Below are 19,223 nucleotides of genomic sequence, written 5' to 3'. Positions count from 1 at the left end.
GCCCTTTTCTTACCCGGGAGTTTTGGTCGCTATTTTGGCACCCCCAATACCACCCCGGCCGCCTTCAGCACCTCCCGCCGCGGTTTATAGAAAATCCAGTTGTTGATCTTCTTGCCGCGCACCAATCCGGCGGCGCTCAGTTTCTTCATATGGGCGCTGACCGTGGGCTGCGACAGATCCAGCTTGTTGACAATCCGCCCCACACAAACGCCATCCTCTACCAAATCCCCATCCACCTGCGGCGCAAAATGCGGGCGCGGGTCCAGCAGCCAGAGCATGATCTGCAAGCGCACAGGACTGGACAGCGCGGCAAAGACGTTTGCCTGCGCCGTCACCGACTCAGTTGACTCTTGGCTTATATCGTCAATTATCAATATAGATGATTCCCTATATAGACTGATCTCGATATGACCATAGCCTCAGATCCCCTCGCCCGCCAAGCCCAAGCCTTTGCCCAAGGCGCGAAACTTGGCGAGGCCTACCTGCAATCACTCTCCGAGCGCGCCGTGAACGCAGATACAGCGCAACTCCCCGCGCTCGACATCCCGCTCCCTCAACACGGCCAGCGCGCCAACGACGTGCTCTCCCTGATGCAAGACGCAGGTGGCCCCGGCACCGGTGCCACCGCCGCCGGGCGCTACTTCGGCTATGTCATCGGCGGCGCGCTGCCTGCCGCCTCCGGTGCCCGCGCGCTCCTCTCCGCCTGGGACCAATGCGCCAATGCAGACACCGGCCCATCGGTGATGCAGATGGAGCAAACCGCCGTGCGCTGGATCATCGACCTGTTAAACCTTCCCGCAGAAACCGAAGGCGCTTTCACCACCGGTGCGACCATGGCCAACATGACGCTGCTGGCCACCGCGCGCGACACATTGCTGGCCCGGCTCGGCCACCCGCGCGGCAAAGGCCTGCTCAGCGCCCCTGCCCTGCGCGTGATCGCGAGCGCCGAAATCCACGCCACAGTGCTCAAATCCCTGCGCCTGATTGGCCTTGGCTCCGACGACATCGAACGCGTCCCCACCGATGATCAGGGCCGCATGTGTGCCGACAAGCTGCCCAAGCTTGATGCCTCCTGCATTGTGTTGGCACAGGCTGGCAACGTCTGCACCGGCGCGTTTGATCCGATTGGCGAGATCGCCGAGGCCTGCCAGGCCGCAGGCGCATGGCTGCATGTCGATGGCGCCTTTGGCCTCTGGGCGCGCGCCGTGCCCGAGCTCTCCGATGCCCTCACGGGACTGGAGAAAGCTGACAGCTGGGTGGTGGACGCCCACAAAACCCTCAACGCGCCGTATGATTCAGGTCTGGCCCTCTGTCGCCATCCCGAAGAGATGCGTGCTTCCATGGCCATCGGTGCCGCCTACTTGCCGCCCACCGATCCTTCACCTGCCGACCTGACACCAGAGTTCAGCCGCGCCGCCCGCGGTGCCGAAACTTACGCCGCCCTGCTCTCCCTTGGTCGCGACGGCCTCAATGACATGATCATGGGGTTTCACAGCAAAGCCACCCGCCTCGCAGCGGCGCTGCGCAATGAAGGCTTTAGCGTGCCACATCAGGTGCACTTCAATCAGGTGTTTGTGACCTTGCCCGACACCCCCGACCTCTGCGCCACAATAACGGCAGAGGTTCAGGCATCCGGTGAAGCTTGGTTTGGTGCCGCCGCCTGGCAAAGCCAAAACGGCTTCCGACTGAGTGTCTCCAACTGGGCCACAACAGAGATGGACATCGACCGACTGGTCGCCGCCATCGCCAAAGCCCGCGAGGCGGTTCTCACCTCAAAAGCTGTTGCCTAAAGCGGCGTTGCGCCGCGCGGTGGGTTTACGCTCGCCCGCCGCGCGGCCGCAAAAACACGCACCTCCGCAAAACAGTCGCGATACAGACCAAATACCGACGTCCCAAACGGGGCAAATCCGCCGGTTAACGAGTAGGCATTACCAGCGGCTCAGCGCGTCCTCATCTTCGTCTTTTGCGGCGACCCACTCGGCCCCGTCTGCGGTGTATTCTTTCTTCCAGAACGGCGCGCGAGACTTCAGGTAATCCATCAGATATTCTGCCGCCTCAAAGGCATTCACCCGATGCCGCGACGCGGTTGCCACCATCATGATCATGTCGCCCTGACGCAGCTCACCGTGTCGGTGAATAACCAAAACATCTCCAAGATCCCAACGGCTTACGGCCTCTGCCGCGATCTTCTCCAGCGCCTTCTGGGTCATGCCGGGATAGTGCTCAATCACCATCCGATCCATGCCGCCTTGGTCAGCGTCGCGCACCACACCGGTGAAGGTGACAATCGCGCCCATATTGCTGTGCCCGGTCGCAAATTCCTGCGCCTCACGGCCAAAATCAAACGGCTCTTCCTGAACAACAACCCGCATGGTCAAAACCTCTTAACCGCCTGTCATTGGAGGGAAAAACGCCACCTCACGCACGCCTTCAAGCGGCGCGTCAAAGTCGGTCAATTCCTGATCCACCGCCACACGCAAGGCACTCAAATCCGAGAAGGCCACCTCATAACGCTCTTCCCGCGCCTTCAGCTCTTCAACCAACGCCATCACCGTTGCCGCGCCGGTTTCCACCTTTTCTTTAGGGATACCAATGCGCTCGCGCACCCAAGCAAAATAGAGAACATCCATGGCAATCAATCCTTTAGGTGAGGCTTTGCTTTGACGTAGTAGTCAAGTCCGGTGATCGCCGTCAAACCGGCAGCAATCCACAGCAACAAAAGTCCGACCCAGCCGTTCCACACCATGCCGGTGTGCTTCCAGCGCAGCCCTTGCAGGTCTTCGACCTCTCCCGCCATGATCTGATCAAACAGCGCGAGATCCATGCCCCAAGCCGACATGCCAAGGTAATGCTCAAACACGCCTTGTCCAAAAAGGAAAGCAATCGCAACCATTTGCGTAGCGGTTTTCCATTTTGCCAACTTGGTGACCTTAAGCGTTCCGGCCGTATCGCCAAGGAATTCCCTCAGTCCGGAAACAAACACTTCCCGGAACAGGATTACCGTTGCCGGCAGCACCAGCCACGGCGACATAGAGCTGTAGCCCACAATCACCATCAGCGCGATCACCACCATCGCTTTGTCCGCAATTGGATCAATCATGGCACCCATGCGGGTTTCTTGCTTCCACAACCGTGCCAGATAGCCGTCAAACCAATCGGTCGCGGCCGCGACCAAAAACAGCATCAGCGCAAACCAATCCGCGTAAGGCCTTTCAAAATAGAGAAACATTACGGCAACCATAGGGGCTGCAAACAGGCGCATCACAGAAAGGATGTTGGGAATATTCCAGGTCATGACCTTGATTTAGCCTGTCTCCCGGCTCAGGGGAAGCTGCATTGTGATGCGGCAATGCGACCATGGCCCTCCCGTCACAAATCTGTGCTACACTGGCACAAGGCAAAGCAGGCAAACCCCTCGGCCGCAGACCGTCAAAGAGGAGATACCCCTATGCAACCTGTTGTATTGCTTGTTGGGAAACTACCCAACGTGATTGGCGCCGTTCCGCGCCAACTCGACCACCTGCCCATTCAATGGCTTGGGGCGCATGACCACGGCGAAGTCATCCGCCAGTTGGACACGGAGCCCCGTATTTGCTGCGTCATTATGGGCGCCAGCATGGGTGATGACATGCGCGGTGACCTGATTGGCCTGATCGCCACCCGCCGCCCTGACCTGTGTATTCACCTCAAAGACCGTGCCTCCGGTCCAGACGGCATGGTGGGTTTTGTCGAGCAGATTGTCGAAAACTTGGTGCTGCGTGGCAAAATACCAGCCTAGGCAACCCCCAACGCGCGCTGCTTTTAACTTCCTTCGTGGAAAAAGTCGTAGATTGTCTCCGCCAGTTTGTCTGAAACCCCATCCACGGCTTTCAAATCCGCCAAATTGGCCCGGCTCACCGCTTTGGCGCTGCCAAAATGCGCCAACAAGGCCCGCTTGCGCGTCGCGCCTACGCCTGGCACGTCATCCAGCGGCGTTGCGCCCACGGCCTTGGCGCGTTTTGCGCGGTGCGTGCCAATCGCAAATCGGTGCGCCTCATCGCGCAGGCGTTGCACAAAATACAGCACCGGATCATTCCGGCGCAGCGCCATCACGCTTTTACCCACGCGGTGAAACTCCTCCTTGCCGTGGTCGCGGTCCACCCCCTTGGCCACCCCCACCATCGGCACGTCCTCCACGCCATACTCTTCCATGATCTCACGCACCGCACTCACCTGCCCCGCGCCGCCATCAATCAACAGCAGGTCCGGCCACATGCCTTTGTCACGATCCGGGTCTTCCTTGAGCAGCCGCTTAAACCGCCGGTTCAGCACCTCTTTCATCATGCCAAAATCGTCCCCCGGCGTGATGTCATCCCCCTTGATGTTGAACTTGCGATAGCTGTTTTTCATGAAGCCTTCGGGACCAGCCACAATCATGCCACCCACCGCATTGGTGCCCTGAATGTGGCTGTTGTCGTAGACCTCAATCCGCTGCGGCGGCCCGTCCAGATCAAACGCCTCTGCCACGCCTTGCAACAGTTTTGCTTGGGTCGCTGTCTCACTCATCTTGCGCGCCAGGCTTTCCCGCGCATTCCTTGCCGCGCCTGAGACAAGCTCCGCCTTCTCGCCGCGCTGGGGCACGGTGATCTCAACCTTGCGCCCGGCCTTGGACCCCAGCGCCTCCGCCATCAGCGCCGCATTCTCGATCGCATGTGACAGGATCAATTGCCGCGGCGGCTCCTTACCGTCGTAGAACTGACCAATGAAGGCCTCCAGCACCTCCGCAGCCTCCACATCCACCCCAACACGCGGGTAGAAATCCCGGTTGCCCCAATTCTGATTTGCCCGGATGAAGAATACCTGCACACAGGCCTGCCCCTTCTCCAGATGCAGCGCAATCACGTCCGCTTCTGCCACGCCTCGCGGGTTTATGCCTTGCGTTTGCTGCACCGAGGTCAGCGCCCGAATGCGATCCCGCAACGTCGCCGCTTTCTCAAACTCCATCGCCTCAGACGCCGCTTGCATCTGCTTGGCCAAGGTCTCCTGTATCTGCGTCGACCGCCCAGACAGGAACCGCTCCGCATCGCGCACGCTTTCAGCGTAGTCGCCTTCCGAGATCCGCCCCACACACGGGCCAGAGCAGCGCTTGATCTGGAACAGCAAACACGGTCGTGTCCGGCTCTCAAACTGCGCATCAGAACAGTTGCGCAGCAAAAACACCTTTTGCAGCTGGCTCAACGTACGGGTGACCGCCCCGGCATTGGCAAACGGACCGTAGTAATTGCCTTTTTCCTTCTTGGCCCCGCGATGCTTCTTGATCTGCGGAAACCCATGCGCGCGGCTGACCAAGATATTCGGGAAGCTTTTGTCATCCCGCAGCAGCACGTTGTACTTCGGCTTCAGCTGTTTGATCAGGTTCTGTTCAAGCAGCAGCGCCTCGGTTTCCGTCTTGGTGGTCAGAAACATCATCGACGTGGTTTCGGAGATCATCCGCGCGATCCGCCCGGAATGCCCAGAGGGCCGCGCATAATTGGAAACCCGCGCCCGCAAATTGCGCGCCTTGCCAACGTAGAGAATCCGCGCCTGCGCATCGAGCATGCGATAGACGCCGGGCGAACCGTCCAGTGTTTTCAGATAGCTATGTATACATTCGTGTCCCGTCGGGCCGTCGGGAGCTACTGGGCTGTCTTCACTCATGTCTTCTCAATTATGATTCTTTTCCTCTGGCTGCAATCTTGACGGTTCTGACGCAAGGGTAAACAAATCCACGGATACTGTGGATAAGTCTGGAGATATCTTTCCGGCTTCCGCGGATTTCCCTTGTTTTTGGCCACTTTCATCGCGTCGCCTAAAAAATAGGCACAAAATTAACTCATTGATTTAAAAGGAAACTTTTTTGACCAAACGGCAAATCGTTGAAATCATTAAGAAAAAGTAAAATTTATGTAACAGAACCGTGACCGGTGCAAAACTTATCTCTGACATGCGTGTTTCGCTCCGAAGTTAGCGCATCGTTACCGCAACCAGCAAACCTAGCGACAGACCCAGTACCGGCAGGTCACCACGTCAAATGCTGCCCGCCATCAACACAGATTGCCTGCCCTGTGACCACCTGTGCGTCGAGCAAGTACCCCAAGGCAGCGACAATATCTTGAGAGCCCACGCCCCGCTTTAGCACCGTCCCATGGCGCTCTGCCGAAAACTCCGCGTTGCTTTGATGCGCGCCCTGCAACGTCGGCCCTGGCGCAATCCCATTAACCCGAATATCCGGAGCCAATCCCTGCGCGGCTGTTTGCGTTAACGCCCACAGCCCCATCTTGGCCAAGGTGTAGGTCGAAAACTCCGGCGTCAGGTTGCGAATACGTTGATCCAGCATGTTCACCACAAGGCCGGCTGCCACAGGCTCGCCCGCCGCGTCCAAAGACGCCTTGAGGCCTTGTCGCGCCATCGCCTGTGTCAAAACATACGGTGCGCGCAGGTTGCTCTCCATATGCCGATCCCACCCCTCTCTGGTTGAAGTCTGCAAGCTGTCGTCCTCAAAGATCGACGCATTGTTGATCAAGCAGGTGATCGGCCCACCCAATGCCACTACGCTCTGCGTAAACAGAGCTTCGGTCTGCGCCTCGTCCAGCAGGTCCGCTTGTACAACGACGCCTTTTTGCCCAAAGGCTTCAATTGCTGCCACGGTCTCCTCTGCGCCCTCCTCAGAGGTCGCATAATGCACCGCCACGTCATAGCCACGCTGCGCCAGCGCCATCGCCATCGCTTGTCCAAGCCGCTGTCCGGCGCCAGTCACCAATGCCCGCGCCATGTCAGCCTCCGATTATGTCAGGTCAGGGTAATCAGAATGTAGATTAGATAGAGCGCAGTGAGAACAACACCCCAAATGCGTGTGATGTCTCTTTTGAGGAAAACAAACGGGATCAACAGAAGCGAGGCCCCCAGCATCACCCAGAAATCAAAATCGAAGAAGTCAGGGTCCACGCGGATCGGATGCACAATCGATGTGATGCCGATGATGGCCAACAGGTTGAACATGTTGGAGCCAATCACGTTGCCAAGCGCCACATCCGCCTGACGCCGCAGCGCTGCCATCACTGTGGTTGCCAGCTCCGGCAGCGAGGTGCCCAACGCAATCAGCGTCAGACCAATCACTGTGTCGCTCACCCCGTAGCGGCGGGCAATGATCTCGGCGTTGTCCACCATCAGATCCGCACCCAACGGCAGGCCGATCAGACCCAAGAGAAGGAAAACAATGATGCGCCACCACGGCATGTCCGGGTCCGCGCCCTCAACTTCTTCCTCTTCCATCACCATGGCGGCTTCCGCCTTTTTGTGACAGCGCGCTTGATAGAAAGCACTGCTCAAAACCACAGCCAGCGCGCCCAATAGAACCAATCCATTGCCCATGCGGAAGAACCCATCCGCCGCCAACGCGATGAACAGTAAAGTGGCTGCGATCATCATGATGAAGTTGCGTTTGGAGTTGCAGTGGCTGGTGTGGATCGGCGCCAAAATAGCCGGAATACCCAAGACAAGTAGGATGTTGGCAATGTTGGAGCCAACAACATTACCAATGGCAATGCCCGGCGCGTTTTTCAGCGCCGCTTGCAGCGAAATCAGAAGTTCAGGCGCAGAGGTACCAAAGGCCACAATCGTCAAGGAGACGATCAAAGCCGGAATCCCAATCCGCAACGACAGGTTTACAGCGCCACGTACCAGCGCGTCCCCGGCCAAAAGCAGGATCACCAATCCCAGCGATACCAGCAGCCATTCCATAGTTTACCCCATGTCCTTCCGACAGGGGCATGGCCCCTTGCCAATTTTAAACCGCCCGCAGTTGGCGCATTTCTTGGATTGCAGCTGTTTCTGCCCGGGAAACCGGAGTTTGCCAAACATCGCAAGCACCGCCATGCCAACCAGGAACAGAGTGACAATCTTTACCAGCACCTCAGAGTCCAAACCGCGCAAACTGCGCGCGTTCCTCAATGCCAGATACAGCATCTTGGGCGAGTGACGCCCCAAAACGCTGCCACATAGAGCGTTTTATTCCATACCGACGCAGCTTTACCTTGTCGCCAAAGCGTGCTTTCAGCACCGGCACCAAATGGCCAACCTCATCAATCAGGCCCACCTCTTTGGCTTGAGACCCAATCCAGATTTCTCCAGTGAACAGATCATCATTGTCGGCAAGTTTGCCATCCCGCCGAGATTGCACATGGGCAATGAAGTTTTGGTGAATTTGCTCCAACATCCGCTTCAATCGCGCCACGTCTTCGGCCTGCTCCGGCTTAAACGGGTCAAGCATCGATTTACTTTCGCCTGCGGTATAGACCCGCCGTTCAATGCCTTGACGCGACAAGAACACATTGGCACCAAACCCGGCGGAGATGACCCCAATCGAGCCCACAACCGAGCTTTCGTCTGCGTAAATCTCATCCGCCGCCGCTGCGAGCCAGTACCCACCAGACGCGGCCACATCCTCAACAAAAGCAATGACAGGGATGTTCTTTTCCTCGGCCAATCGCCGAATGCGGCTGCCAATCAGCGCACTTTGCACCGGGCTGCCACCAGGAGAATTGATTTCCAAAGCCACAGCCGCAGGCTTGCCTTTGGCAAAGGCTTTTTCCAGCAACGGCGCCAGAATGGCGTCGTTCAATTGTCCACGGCCGCCTGCGGCAATCATGCCTTGCAGACGCACAACCGCCACTGTGGGCGCTTTTTTGGCAAAGGGGTTTAAGCGTTTCATCCCATGGCATTTAGAACGCGCATGGTCGTTTCACAAGGCAAGCACCCTAGGAAAGCGATGTTTGTGATCAAAAAGCTTGGGGTGACGCGAGTCACCCCGCGTCACAGGTTGTCTTTACGCCCGAATGCGCCAACCGGTCTTGAAGATCCACCAGATGATCACCATGCACAGCGACGTGAAGCCAAAGATCGCCAACAGGCTCAGGCCAACTGGCACATCTGCGGTGCCAAAGAAGGACCAGCGGAAGCCGGAAATCAGATACACCACGGGGTTAAACAGGGTGATTTTCTGCCAGATCGGCGGCAGCATGGAGATCGAATAAAACGACCCACCGAGGAACACCAGCGGTGTCACCACCAACAGTGGGATCAACTGCAATTGCTCAAAGTTGCCCGCCCAAACCCCAATGATGAAGCCAAACAGCGAGAAACTCACGCAGGTGAGCACCAAAAACAGCACCATCGCCCAAGGGTGTGTCACCGGCACATCCACAAACAGCGACGCCGTGACAAGGATCACCACACCAATGAACAGCGCTTTGGTGGCGGCGGCCCCGACAAACCCAAGCACGATCTCAAAGAAACTGATGGGGGCGCTCAAAAGCTCGTACACAGTGCCAATAAACTTGGGAAAGTAGATGCCAAAAGACGCGTTTGAGAGCGCCTGCGTCATCACCGACAACATGATCAGACCCGGCACAATAAACGCGCCATAGCTCACGCCCTCCACCTGATCAATCCTGCTGCCAATCGCGGCGCCAAACACCACAAAATACAGTGACGTTGAGATCACCGGCGAAATGAAGCTCTGCGCGATGGTTCGGAAAAATCGCACCATTTCCGAGGAGTAGATTGCCCATACAGCCGTATAGTTCATGCCGCGTCCTCCTTCACCAGCCCGACAAAGATGTCTTCAAGGCTCGACTGATCCGTCTGCAAATCTTTCAGCTGCAATCCCGCCGCACTGATGTCGCCCAAAAGCCGGGTGATGCCCGTGCTCTCGCCGGTGGTGTCGTAATGGTAGCGCAACGCATGGCCATCCTCTGCAAGCTCAAGATCGTAGCTCGTAAGGCTCTCAGGCACAGCATCTACCGGCGCTTGCAGGTCCACTTGCAGCGTCTTCTGCCCCAAGCGTTGCATCAACGCGGCCTTTTCCTCAACGAGCAGCAGCTCACCACCGTTGATCACGCCCACACGATCCGCAATGGCCTCGGCCTCTTCGATGTAGTGGGTGGTCAGAATGATGGTCACGCCCTGCTCTTTGAGCTTGGCCACGATATCCCACATGTCCTTGCGCAGCTCCACGTCCACGCCCGCTGTGGGCTCATCCAGAAACAAAACCCGAGGCTCATGGCTCAAAGCCTTCGCAATCAACACACGCCGCTTCATACCCCCAGACAGCATCATCACACGTGCGTCTTTTTTGTCCCACAGAGACAACTGCTTCAGGATCTCTTCAATCTTCGCCGGGTTGGCCTTTTTGCCAAACAAGCCGCGCGAATAGGTGACCACGTCAATCACCTTGTTGAACGGCTCCAGGTTGATCTCCTGTGGCACCAAACCAATCATCGACCGCGCCGCGCGGTAATCTTTCACCACATCATGCCCGCCAACTGTCACCGAGCCAGAGCTCGGGTTGGTGATCCCGCAAATGGTGGAAATAAGTGTGGTTTTTCCCGCACCATTGGGACCCAGAAGCGCGAGAATCTCGCCTTCTTTGATGCCCAATGTCACGCCTTTGAGCGCGTCAAACCCACCTTTGTAGGTTTTGCGCAAATCTTTTATGTCTACAATCACTGCCGGCTCCCTCTTCCGGGCTGCACATCTTGAGCGCGCCACCCTAACAGGTGGCAAGTCAGCGCCAAGTGCGCAAATTTTCAGAGGGATATGTGCACCACCGCACGGCTCTACAAGCCCGGTGGCGCAATCTGTTAGAGAAAAGTAGATCCCGCGCTTAGGTCAGCCGCCGGTCATGCGCTTCAAAAGGCTCTTCTTGGGCGCGGCCTCTTCGACGTCGCCTGCCCCTTCTTCCACTGCGTCTTCCACCTCTTCGACCGGCCCTTCTAAAGACGCCTGCAAGTTGGTGAAAAACTGATCCGCCATCTTCTTGGCAAACCCATCAATCAACCGGCTGCCCAGCTGCGCCAGCTTGCCACCCACTTTGGCGTCCACATCATAGCTTAACAGCGTACCTGCCTCACTGGCGCCCAGCGTCACATCCGCCGCACCTTTGGCAAAGCCAGCCGCGCCACCTTTGCCTTCGCCAGTCAACGTCAGGCTCTCCCCCTCCACCAGGTCAGACAACACCACTTTGCCTTTGAACGTTGCCTTTACCGGTCCAACCTTCTGCACCACAGTTGCTTCAAAGCCGTCCTCTGCATTGCCGGTCACCTCTTTGGCGCCTGGCACACAGTTCAACAGGCTATCCGCGCTCAGCAATGCGGCCCAAACCTCAGCCACCGGGGCCGCAATTTCGCGTTGATCACTCATATGCATGGCAGCTCTCCTCCTGTCCGCGTTGTTCGCCAACCTAGGCACATGCGCAAACCGCCGCAAGCGCACCAAGGTCGTACGCCACGTCTCAAGAACACTCTGTGACGGTCTTACACAGAAAATCCTGGGCAAACCTGTGTATATTAGGACTTGATCCTTTCTTACTTCGCCCCATATGTGTGGCACTGAAGTTAATCGTTTTAACATGAGAGTTTTGATATGCCCTCCGACATTCAACGGAAGCTGACCACCATTCTTGCAGCAGATGCCGCTGGCTACAGCCGTGTGATGGAATTGAATGAGGAGGAAGGCCTCCGGTCTCTCAAAGCGGCGCGCGCCGTATTCAAAAAATTTATCTCCCGCCATCACGGCCGGGTCGCAAATACCGCAGGCGATGGTCTGATTGCGGAATTTCCCTCGGTGGTCGAAGCTGTGCAATGCGCCATTGAAGTCCAACGCGAGCTCAGCGACCTGCAACACAATCCCGATACAGCGCTCAACTTCCGGATTGGCATTCACTTGGGGGATGTGATGGTGGATGGCGAAGATCTTCTTGGCGAAGGCGTCAACCTCGCAGCCCGGCTTCAAAGCATGGCGGAACCAGGCGGGATTTTGTTGTCGCAGCAGGTCTACGATCAGGTGCGCGGCAAACTCACGGTTGGGTTTGACTACATCGGGGAACGCCACCCCAAGAACTTTTCCGAAGGCGTGCAGGTCTATTGCGTCGCGTCATTGGCGCACTCCCATCCCAAAATGCACATCCCAGAGCCGGAGCGTCCGGAGACAGCCACGCCGCGCAAACAGCCAACACAGCCCGCCGCCAAGCCCAAGGCCAGCGACTGGCCGGAGGACGAGTTTGACGAAGTGCTCAACAAAAAGCGGCCAGAGACCAATGCACCAGAGACTCTGGACAACGATTTCGAACAAACCCTTCGAAGCCGCGCTAAACAATTTGGCATAATTTTTGCAGCTCTATGTTTGATCGACATGATTTCAGGTCGCGGGATTTGGGCACATTGGCCGGGCCTCGTCTTGCTGACCGTTTGGCTTTGGCAAGCCGCCCCGCTGTGGGTCACTGAACGCAGAAGCCTCCCCTTTGTGCGCGGTGCCATCGTTGTAGCGGCCTTGGTTATGATCAACCTGTTTTCTTGGAGCGGCTTCTTTTGGGTCATCTGGCCTGCTGGCGCGTTGCTCTTTGTCCACGTGATGCGCGGCAGGCGCAAACGCACCTAACCACCCCGATCACCTAACTTCTGCCCCCTCGCCTGAAGGCACAATTTGCTACGCCCCGCCACTAATTCCGCTATGCGGAATCAGTTTCCGCTTATTGACAGATGGCGCCGAATCCCGTCTCTTAGGAAGAGAGCGGAAAGCTTTTCCGCATAGCGGAATGCGTTAACGCGCGGACAAAGGTTGGGAGGCCAGAGGCATGATTTCCAGAATCCTCAAACTCGAAGACGGCGTGGGTTGCGAATTTGGCCTCTCCAAATGGGTCAAAATTGACCAGGCCATGATCGACGCCTTTGCCAAGGCCACCGGCGAAGCGCAGCTTATTCACACAGACCCAGATGCGGCCAAAGACACGCCATATGGCGGCACCGTTGCGCCCGGCTTTCTGACCCTGTCCCTGCTCAGCCAGATGATCGCCAACGCGGTGCCACGCACCGAGGCAGAAAGCACCGGCATCAACTACGGGTTTGACCGTGTGCGCTTCGTGGCCCCGGTGAAAGCGGGTGCCGAAATTCGTGGCCGCTTCACGCTAGCCAAATACTCGGAGCCACAGCCGGGTGTGATCGAAATGCAGTGGAATGTGACTGTCGAGATCAAAGGTGAGGACAAGCCTGCACTGGTCGCGCAGTGGAAAAACCTGCGCTTTGAGCAAGGCGTCGAGACCTACGCACAGGCCAGCTAAGGGCGCAAAATCGGACCTCCACAAAGCAGACGCGATACAGACGCAATACCGGCGTGAGAAAACAGGATAATTGAACATGCGCGACGCCCTCATTGTCTCCACCGCCCGCACGCCCATTGGCAAGGCCTACCGTGGTGCGTTCAACAACACCCAGGCGCAGGAATTGATCGGACACGCAGTCTCCCATGCTGTCTCCCGTGCCGGCTTGGAAGGCCATGAGGTTGAGGACTGCATCATCGGCGCCGCGCTTCAGCAAGGCGCCACTGGCGGCAATATCGCCCGCCAGGCCGTGATCCGCGCGGGCTTGCCCGTAACCGTCGCAGGCATGTCACTTGACCGCCAATGCGCCTCCGGATTGATGGCCATCGCCACGGCTGCGAAACAGGTGGTGCATGACGGTATGGACGTGGCCATTGGGGGCGGCGTTGAGTCTGTCTCCTTGGTACAAAACGAAAAAATGCGCATGGACCGGCGGGTTGATCCCTGGATCAAAGCACACAAACCGGCGCTCTACATGACCATGCTGGAGACCGCAGAGATCGTCGCCGCCCGCTACGGCGTGACCCGCGAAGACCAAGACGCCTACGCCCTGCAATCCCAACAGCGCACCGCCGCCTCACAGGCGGCTGGCAAGTTTGACGACGAGATTGTGCCCTTGGCCTCCACCAAAGGTGTGATGGACAAAGAGACCAAAGAGGTTTCCTTTCAGGAGGTTACCCTCACAAAAGACGAAGGCAACCGCCCGTCCACCACTTTAGAAAACCTGCAAGGCCTGCCCCCTGTCTTCAAAGACGGACAGCAGGTCAAAGAAGGCCAACACATCACCGCAGGCAATGCCAGTCAACTGTCTGACGGCGCCTCCGCCTCGGTGATCATGGAAGCCAAAATAGCGGAAAAACAAGGCCTTGAGCCGCTTGGCCGGTATGTTGGTGTGATGGCAGCTGGCCTTGAACCGGATGAAATGGGCATCGGCCCGATCCATGCTGTGCCAAAACTCCTCAAGGCCCACGGCCTACAAATGGATGAAATCGGCCTCTGGGAACTCAATGAGGCTTTTGCCTGTCAGGTGCTACACTCAGCCCGCGTGTTGGGCATTCCCAACGAGATCTTAAACGTCAACGGCGGTGCCATTTCCATTGGCCACCCCTACGGCATGTCCGGCGCCCGCATGGTCGGCCACGCCCTGATCGAAGGCAAACGCCGTGGCGCGAAATATGTCGTCTGCACCATGTGTGTCGGAGGCGGCATGGGCGCGGCCGGTTTGTTCGAAGTTCTGTAACTTCTTAATGTCAAAAGAAAAAGCGCAGCGCCTCCGTCAGGCATTGCGCTCCAATGTCAGGTAATACCAGCTCAGCCGCCAACCGTGGCTGACACGATCTCCGCCACGGTGCCGTCATCCATCATGGATTGCAGTGCGGCATTGAAATCTGCAATGAACTTCTTGGATTCTTCATCCTGCCAATCGGCACGAAACCCAATATGTGCGGTCTCCGCGGACGCATCCAACACGCGCACCACGCCTTTTAGGCCTTTGCCGTTGATCACCATTTCAGCAGCCAACTGCTCCTGCACATAGCAATCAATGCGCCCTTTCTCGAGTTTCTTTAGGTTCTGCTCGGTGGTCTGCGCCTCTTGCAGCGTGATGGAGCCGGCATCGACCATCTCAAAGAAGGCTTTCCCTGGCGTGCCAAAACCGGCGTTGTTGCCAAAGGTCAGCCCTGCAAAATCCGCGGGATAGGCCCAGTCTGACTGCGCCACACCTTCGCGACAATACACCGACACTTTCTCAGTCACTGGTGATGTCGAATAGGTGCCAATCCAGGGGCGGGAATCTGGGCGGTGATATGTGCCAATAAGCCCGTGTGCTTGACCGGACTCCACCAGATTCACCGCACGCGACCAGGGTACGGCCTCCACCACCACGTCGTACTCCCCTCCGACGCGCGACATTGCTTCATCAATAAACTCAGCCCAAATGCCGGTTGGCTGACCGTTTTCCAGCCCCATATAGGGCGCGTAAGCCTCATCCTGAACCAGCTTGATAGGCGCAGCGGTCGCCGCGGTCGCGCAGGCCAGAGTGGCGGCGTAGATAACACGTTTCAACAATTCAAAGTCCTCCAGTTGTGAAAGCGTTTCAAAGCTGGCTAAAACGCTCTGCTGAGAGGGTTAAATTGATATTTATTTCTGGGTTTGGATTTATGCAGGGCCCCAGTCTGGACTCATCATTCACATTTGTGATTTTGTCACTACTCAGACGATATCAGGCAAACTTGCCCCCTCACAGACAATCACAGCCCGGTGAAGCCTGCTCCCTAAATCCCGACTTACCCGTATATTGCCTCCAACATAGGAGGAACAATCATGCTCACACGCCGCGCCGCCCTAGGCCTTTTTGCTGCAACGCCTTTGGCTTACGCACTCACATCTCAGGTCGCATTGGCCCGCGAACCGGAAGTGTTTCAAAACCCCATCGCAATCAATGGATATGACCCAGTGGCATACTTCGCCGAGCAAAAACCGGTCGAAGGTTCAGCCGCAAACCTTGTCGACTGGAACGGCGCGACCTGGCGCTTTGCCTCCGACCAAAACGCGGCGAAATTTCAAGCCAATCCAGAGATTTACGCCCCACGTTTTGGCGGCTACTGCGCCTATGCGGCCTCTAAGGGTTACCTTGCACCGACAATCCCCGAGGCCTGGACCATCCACGAGGACGTGCTCTACCTCAACGCCAACCTGCGCGCACAGGAACTCTGGCGTCAGGACATCCCCGGCAACATCAAGAAGGGCCTTGCCAACTGGCCTGACGTCTTGGGCTAATCGCTCCCCGGTGTGGTCTCCAAAGAGGAGATCACACGTCCCATGAGTGTCAGAAGCTGTTGTTGCTCTGCCTCCGTTAGCCCAGCCACAGCCCGCGCATTGACCGCTGTTGCCTCAGCATAGGCCAGCTCACGCAAAGCGCGGGCCTTGTCGGTCAACCGTATCCGCTGCACCCGCCCGTCGCCCGCGTCGCGCTGACGTGTGACCAGCCCGTCCCGCTCCATGCGGGTCAACGTCGCCGCCAGAGTCGGTTGCTCAATGCCCAATTTTGCGACCAGCTCCTTTTGGGTCAGCCCATCTTTCTCCCACAAATGCAACAAAGCCGGAAACGCGCCCAGCGCCATGCCATGTGGTTTTATGCGCGCCTCCAAGTCACGCGCCATAAGCCGCGCAAAATGGTTCACCACATAGCCCAATGAGGTCTCCGTTCGAAAATCCATACCAACACCCTTGCATTACATAGCACGCTATACAATATAATATAGCAAGCTATGTAAATGGAGATTCCCATGCTATCCACAGTTCACAAAGCCGCTGCCGCCTTGGCCACCGTCACCATTGCAACCTTTTGGATTTCCACCTTGATTTCCGAAGTCTTCCTGGATCACGCCGCTATCACAGCTGTCAAAACCACGATTCCCTACGGCTTTTTCATCCTGATCCCAGCCATGGCGGTTGCGGGGGCAACTGGCTTCAAATTGGCAAAAGCCCGGAAAGGTGGCGTCTTAGGCAAAAAATCCAAACGCACGCCAATCGTGGCCGCCAACGGTATCCTGATCCTGATCCCCGCAGCGCTGTTCCTGGCAACCAAGGCGCAGGCAGGCAGCTTCGACACCCCCTTTTACGTGGTGCAAATTCTCGAGTTGATCGCTGGCGCCCTCAACCTAACTCTGCTTGGCCTCAACATTCGCGACGGCCGTAAACTCACCGCTGGCAAACGTCGTCGCGCCAAAGCATAAAGCAAAAAACGCCCCGACATTGTGGGGCGTTTTCTCATTCTTCTGCCCTCAGCCTAGGCCGCATAGCCTTTCATCACTTGGCTCAGGTGATAATCCGTGTCGCCCAACTGCGCATCAAGCATAATCAACCGCTTGGCATAGTGGCTCACCGCATATTCCCAGGTCATGGCAATTCCGCCATGCATCTGAATGCTCTCTTCCGCCACCAAACGCGCCGCCCGACCAATCATATTTTTTGCCATCGACGCATACCGGCTAGCATCCACGCCACCCAGCTCCGCCGCCGCCTTGATCGTGATAGACCTCGCTTGTTCAATCTCGGTCAGCATGTCCACTGCACGGTGCTGCAACACCTGAAACTTGCCAATCGGAATACCAAATTGCTTGCGCTGCTTGAGGTAGTCCACCGTGGTCGCATGTGTCACATCCATCGCGCCCACAGCTTCGGCACAAAGAGCGACAATCCCTGCGTTTACGGCGTCTTTCAGCGCCGCAGCCGCGTCCGCCAAGACCAAAGTCGCTAGCGTGTCATCAAGCAGCACTTCCGCAGCACCCCCGCCATCCATCATGCCGTACCCGGTCACGTTCACGTCGTTCACATTGACCGCAAACACAGCCAAACCATCGCCGTGTTTTGCCGCCACCAGCACGACATCCGCCACCTGCCCGCCATAGACCGTCGACTTGCGCCCAGAAAGGGTGAAGCCATCACCCTTGGCCGTGGCCACCGTGGCAATCTGATCAAGCTCATACGGCGCATCAATCTCGGTGATCCCTACGGCATATTTGGTCGCGCCCGTCAGCAACGCCTCTTGATCCGCTCCCGCTGCCGCCAAAATCCGCGAGGACATCAACGCGCCCAACACGGGCTCCGGGCACAACGCCTTGCCAAGCGCCTCAAACACAACGGAAATATCAAATCCGCTGCCCCCCATGCCGCCTGCTTCTTCCGGTGCCAGCGCATAAAGCACACCCAACTCCACCAGTTGATCCCACAGCGCGGGATCGTGATATGGCGCCTCATATGCCACCTTAATCCGGTGTTCGACCGGGTACTTCTCCCCCAGAAACCGGGTCAAGGTATCTGCCAACATCTGGCGATCTTCGGTCAGATTAAAATCCATCGTCAGAGCTCCAGCATGGTTTTGGTCACAATGTTTCGCTGGATCTCGTTGGACCCACCAAAAATCGACGTCTTGCGGTTGTTGAAATACCGCCCGGCATTGTGCTCGGTATCGGCTGGCCCAAACATCAGGTTGCCTTCACTCACGTGGCCGGGGAACGGTGCCGCCGCCGGGCCAAGTGCGCGCCGCGCAAGGTCTTTGAGTTCCTGATTGATCACCGTACCTTTGATTTTCAAGAGCGACGTCTCTGGCCCCGGCGCGCCCTGTTCCTGCGCCTTAAACAACATCCGCAGGTTGGTGATTTTCATCGCCTCAAGGTCAATCTCCGCCTGCGCAATCCGCGCCGCAAACAGTGGGTCTTCAATCAACGGTTTACCGCCACGCATCGTCTTGCGGGCAATCGCTTTCACCTCTTCCAACGCCTGCATGGAGAAGCCAACACCCGCAATGCCGGTACGCTCATGGGTCAGCAGGAACTTGGCAATAGTCCAGCCTTTGTTCTCCTCGCCAACCAGATTGCCAATTGGCACCCGCACATCGGTGAAGAACACCTCGTTCACCTCATGCCCACCTTCGATCAGCTTGATCGGACGCACCTCGATGCCTGGCGTCGCCATATCCACAAGGATAAAGCTGATGCCCGCCTGTTGCTTCACATCGGGATCGGTCCGACACAGGCAGAAAATCCAATCGGCATGCTGCCCCAAAGTGGTCCAGGTCTTCTGACCGTTGATGACCCACTCATCGCCATCCCGCTCCGCCCGGGTTTTGAGCGAGGCCAAATCCGACCCCGCGCCGGGTTCTGAATAGCCCTGACACCACCAATCCGTGCCGTCCAGAATGCGCGGCAGGTAATGGTCTTGCTGCTCTTTGGACCCAAATTTGATCAGCACCGGCCCCAGCATATTGAGCCCAAAAGGCACAATCCGCGGCGCGTAAGCCCGACAACATTCTTCCTCAAAAATGTGTTTCTGCACCGGTGACCACCCCGGCCCACCAAACTCTTTCGGCCAGATTGTCGCCAACCACCCACGCGTGTTCAGAATGGCGTGCCAGTCTTCCATCGTCGCTTTGGTCAGTTCGCCCCCGGAGCGCACCGCGCTGGAAATCTCTTCCGGCAGGTGCTCGGCCAGAAACGCCCGCACCTCATCGCGAAACGCCAGATCTTCTTTGGAATACCTCAGGTCCATG

General features: G+C 57.4%; 22 protein-coding genes. 7 read left to right on the top strand and 15 right to left on the bottom strand.

The window, feature by feature from the left end; genetic code table 11:
* Positions 1-29: 29 nt before the first annotated feature.
* Entirely contained in the window at positions 30-335 is a 306-nt protein-coding gene (locus QOL67_RS10500) for an ArsR/SmtB family transcription factor (protein ID WP_283425914.1), read from the bottom strand.
* A 72-nt stretch (positions 336-407) separates the two neighbouring features.
* Here QOL67_RS10500 and QOL67_RS10495 point away from each other — a divergent pair, with 72 nt between their 5' ends.
* On the top strand, positions 408-1,790 hold the full coding sequence (locus QOL67_RS10495; protein WP_283425913.1) for a pyridoxal phosphate-dependent decarboxylase family protein: 1,383 nt from the start codon (positions 408-410) through the stop codon (positions 1,788-1,790).
* A gap of 138 nt (positions 1,791-1,928) precedes the next feature.
* Here QOL67_RS10495 and QOL67_RS10490 read toward each other — a convergent pair whose 3' ends face one another.
* The 3 genes from QOL67_RS10490 to pgsA are packed head-to-tail and all read right to left on the bottom strand — an operon-like array spanning position 1,929 to position 3,295.
* A complete protein-coding gene (locus QOL67_RS10490) occupies positions 1,929-2,372 on the bottom strand; it encodes a molybdenum cofactor biosynthesis protein MoaE (protein WP_283425912.1) in 444 nt (147 codons plus the stop codon).
* 12 nt (positions 2,373-2,384) lie between these two features.
* Positions 2,385-2,630 (bottom strand): molybdopterin converting factor subunit 1, encoded by a 246-nt coding sequence (gene moaD / locus QOL67_RS10485; RefSeq protein WP_283425911.1) that lies wholly within the window; start codon positions 2,628-2,630, stop codon positions 2,385-2,387.
* A gap of 5 nt (positions 2,631-2,635) precedes the next feature.
* Positions 2,636-3,295, bottom strand: a complete 660-nt coding sequence (gene pgsA / locus QOL67_RS10480) for a CDP-diacylglycerol--glycerol-3-phosphate 3-phosphatidyltransferase (protein WP_283425910.1) — start codon at positions 3,293-3,295, stop codon at positions 2,636-2,638.
* A gap of 153 nt (positions 3,296-3,448) precedes the next feature.
* Between pgsA and QOL67_RS10475 the strand changes: the two genes are divergently transcribed.
* Complete coding sequence (locus QOL67_RS10475; protein ID WP_283425909.1) at positions 3,449-3,778, top strand: hypothetical protein; 330 nt, start codon at positions 3,449-3,451, stop codon at positions 3,776-3,778.
* Positions 3,779-3,801: 23 nt separating this feature from the next.
* On the opposite strand, the gene uvrC is transcribed toward QOL67_RS10475, so the two are convergent.
* The 7 genes from uvrC to QOL67_RS10440 all read right to left on the bottom strand — a co-directional run bounded on the left by uvrC (position 3,802) and on the right by QOL67_RS10440 (position 11,223).
* Positions 3,802-5,676, bottom strand: coding sequence for an excinuclease ABC subunit UvrC (uvrC, locus tag QOL67_RS10470; protein WP_283425908.1), 1,875 nt, complete (start codon positions 5,674-5,676; stop codon positions 3,802-3,804).
* Between the two features lie 361 nt (positions 5,677-6,037).
* On the bottom strand, positions 6,038-6,790 hold the full coding sequence (locus QOL67_RS10465; protein WP_283425907.1) for an SDR family oxidoreductase: 753 nt from the start codon (positions 6,788-6,790) through the stop codon (positions 6,038-6,040).
* 17 nt (positions 6,791-6,807) lie between these two features.
* A complete protein-coding gene (locus QOL67_RS10460; RefSeq protein ID WP_283425906.1) occupies positions 6,808-7,758 on the bottom strand; it encodes a calcium/sodium antiporter in 951 nt (316 codons plus the stop codon).
* 172 nt (positions 7,759-7,930) lie between these two features.
* The gene (locus tag QOL67_RS10455) at positions 7,931-8,728 is read right to left on the bottom strand and encodes a S49 family peptidase (RefSeq protein WP_283425905.1); all 798 of its coding nucleotides are present in this window, start codon (positions 8,726-8,728) and stop codon (positions 7,931-7,933) included.
* Between the two features lie 114 nt (positions 8,729-8,842).
* Positions 8,843-9,604, bottom strand: coding sequence for an ABC transporter permease (locus tag QOL67_RS10450; RefSeq protein ID WP_283425904.1), 762 nt, complete (start codon positions 9,602-9,604; stop codon positions 8,843-8,845).
* The gene (locus QOL67_RS10445; RefSeq protein ID WP_283425903.1) at positions 9,601-10,524 is read right to left on the bottom strand and encodes an ABC transporter ATP-binding protein; all 924 of its coding nucleotides are present in this window, start codon (positions 10,522-10,524) and stop codon (positions 9,601-9,603) included. Before QOL67_RS10445 ends, QOL67_RS10450 begins: the two co-directional genes overlap by 4 nt.
* Before the next feature lie 162 nt (positions 10,525-10,686).
* Positions 10,687-11,223, bottom strand: a complete 537-nt coding sequence (locus QOL67_RS10440) for an SRPBCC family protein (RefSeq protein ID WP_283425902.1) — start codon at positions 11,221-11,223, stop codon at positions 10,687-10,689.
* A gap of 216 nt (positions 11,224-11,439) precedes the next feature.
* Here QOL67_RS10440 and QOL67_RS10435 point away from each other — a divergent pair, with 216 nt between their 5' ends.
* From QOL67_RS10435 to QOL67_RS10425, 3 genes are all read left to right on the top strand, one after another.
* Complete coding sequence (locus QOL67_RS10435; RefSeq protein ID WP_283425901.1) at positions 11,440-12,453, top strand: adenylate/guanylate cyclase domain-containing protein; 1,014 nt, start codon at positions 11,440-11,442, stop codon at positions 12,451-12,453.
* Positions 12,454-12,649: 196 nt separating this feature from the next.
* A complete protein-coding gene (locus tag QOL67_RS10430; RefSeq protein WP_283425900.1) occupies positions 12,650-13,132 on the top strand; it encodes a MaoC family dehydratase in 483 nt (160 codons plus the stop codon).
* 76 nt (positions 13,133-13,208) lie between these two features.
* Positions 13,209-14,411, top strand: coding sequence for an acetyl-CoA C-acyltransferase (locus QOL67_RS10425; RefSeq protein WP_283425899.1), 1,203 nt, complete (start codon positions 13,209-13,211; stop codon positions 14,409-14,411).
* A gap of 71 nt (positions 14,412-14,482) precedes the next feature.
* On the opposite strand, the gene QOL67_RS10420 is transcribed toward QOL67_RS10425, so the two are convergent.
* Positions 14,483-15,238 carry a substrate-binding periplasmic protein gene (locus tag QOL67_RS10420; RefSeq protein WP_283425898.1) on the bottom strand — a complete coding sequence of 252 codons (756 nt, stop codon included), beginning with the start codon at positions 15,236-15,238 and terminating at the stop codon, positions 14,483-14,485.
* 255 nt (positions 15,239-15,493) lie between these two features.
* Between QOL67_RS10420 and QOL67_RS10415 the strand changes: the two genes are divergently transcribed.
* Entirely contained in the window at positions 15,494-15,949 is a 456-nt protein-coding gene (locus QOL67_RS10415) for a YHS domain-containing (seleno)protein (protein ID WP_283425897.1), read from the top strand.
* On the opposite strand, the gene QOL67_RS10410 is transcribed toward QOL67_RS10415, so the two are convergent.
* Entirely contained in the window at positions 15,946-16,389 is a 444-nt protein-coding gene (locus QOL67_RS10410; protein WP_283425896.1) for a MarR family winged helix-turn-helix transcriptional regulator, read from the bottom strand. The genes QOL67_RS10415 and QOL67_RS10410 overlap by 4 nt on opposite strands.
* 69 nt (positions 16,390-16,458) lie before the next feature.
* Between QOL67_RS10410 and QOL67_RS10405 the strand changes: the two genes are divergently transcribed.
* On the top strand, positions 16,459-16,908 hold the full coding sequence (locus QOL67_RS10405) for a hypothetical protein (RefSeq protein WP_283425895.1): 450 nt from the start codon (positions 16,459-16,461) through the stop codon (positions 16,906-16,908).
* 53 nt (positions 16,909-16,961) lie between these two features.
* Here QOL67_RS10405 and QOL67_RS10400 read toward each other — a convergent pair whose 3' ends face one another.
* On the bottom strand, positions 16,962-18,032 hold the full coding sequence (locus tag QOL67_RS10400; protein ID WP_283425894.1) for an acyl-CoA dehydrogenase family protein: 1,071 nt from the start codon (positions 18,030-18,032) through the stop codon (positions 16,962-16,964).
* Positions 18,033-18,034: 2 nt separating this feature from the next.
* A complete protein-coding gene (locus QOL67_RS10395) occupies positions 18,035-19,222 on the bottom strand; it encodes an acyl-CoA dehydrogenase family protein (protein ID WP_283425893.1) in 1,188 nt (395 codons plus the stop codon).
* Position 19,223 lies beyond the last annotated feature (1 nt).

Origin of the sequence: Shimia sagamensis, assembly GCF_900182745.1 — a bacterium.
Taxonomy (GTDB): domain Bacteria; phylum Pseudomonadota; class Alphaproteobacteria; order Rhodobacterales; family Rhodobacteraceae; genus Shimia; species Shimia sagamensis.
This window is presented reverse-complemented; position numbering and strand designations above follow the sequence as displayed.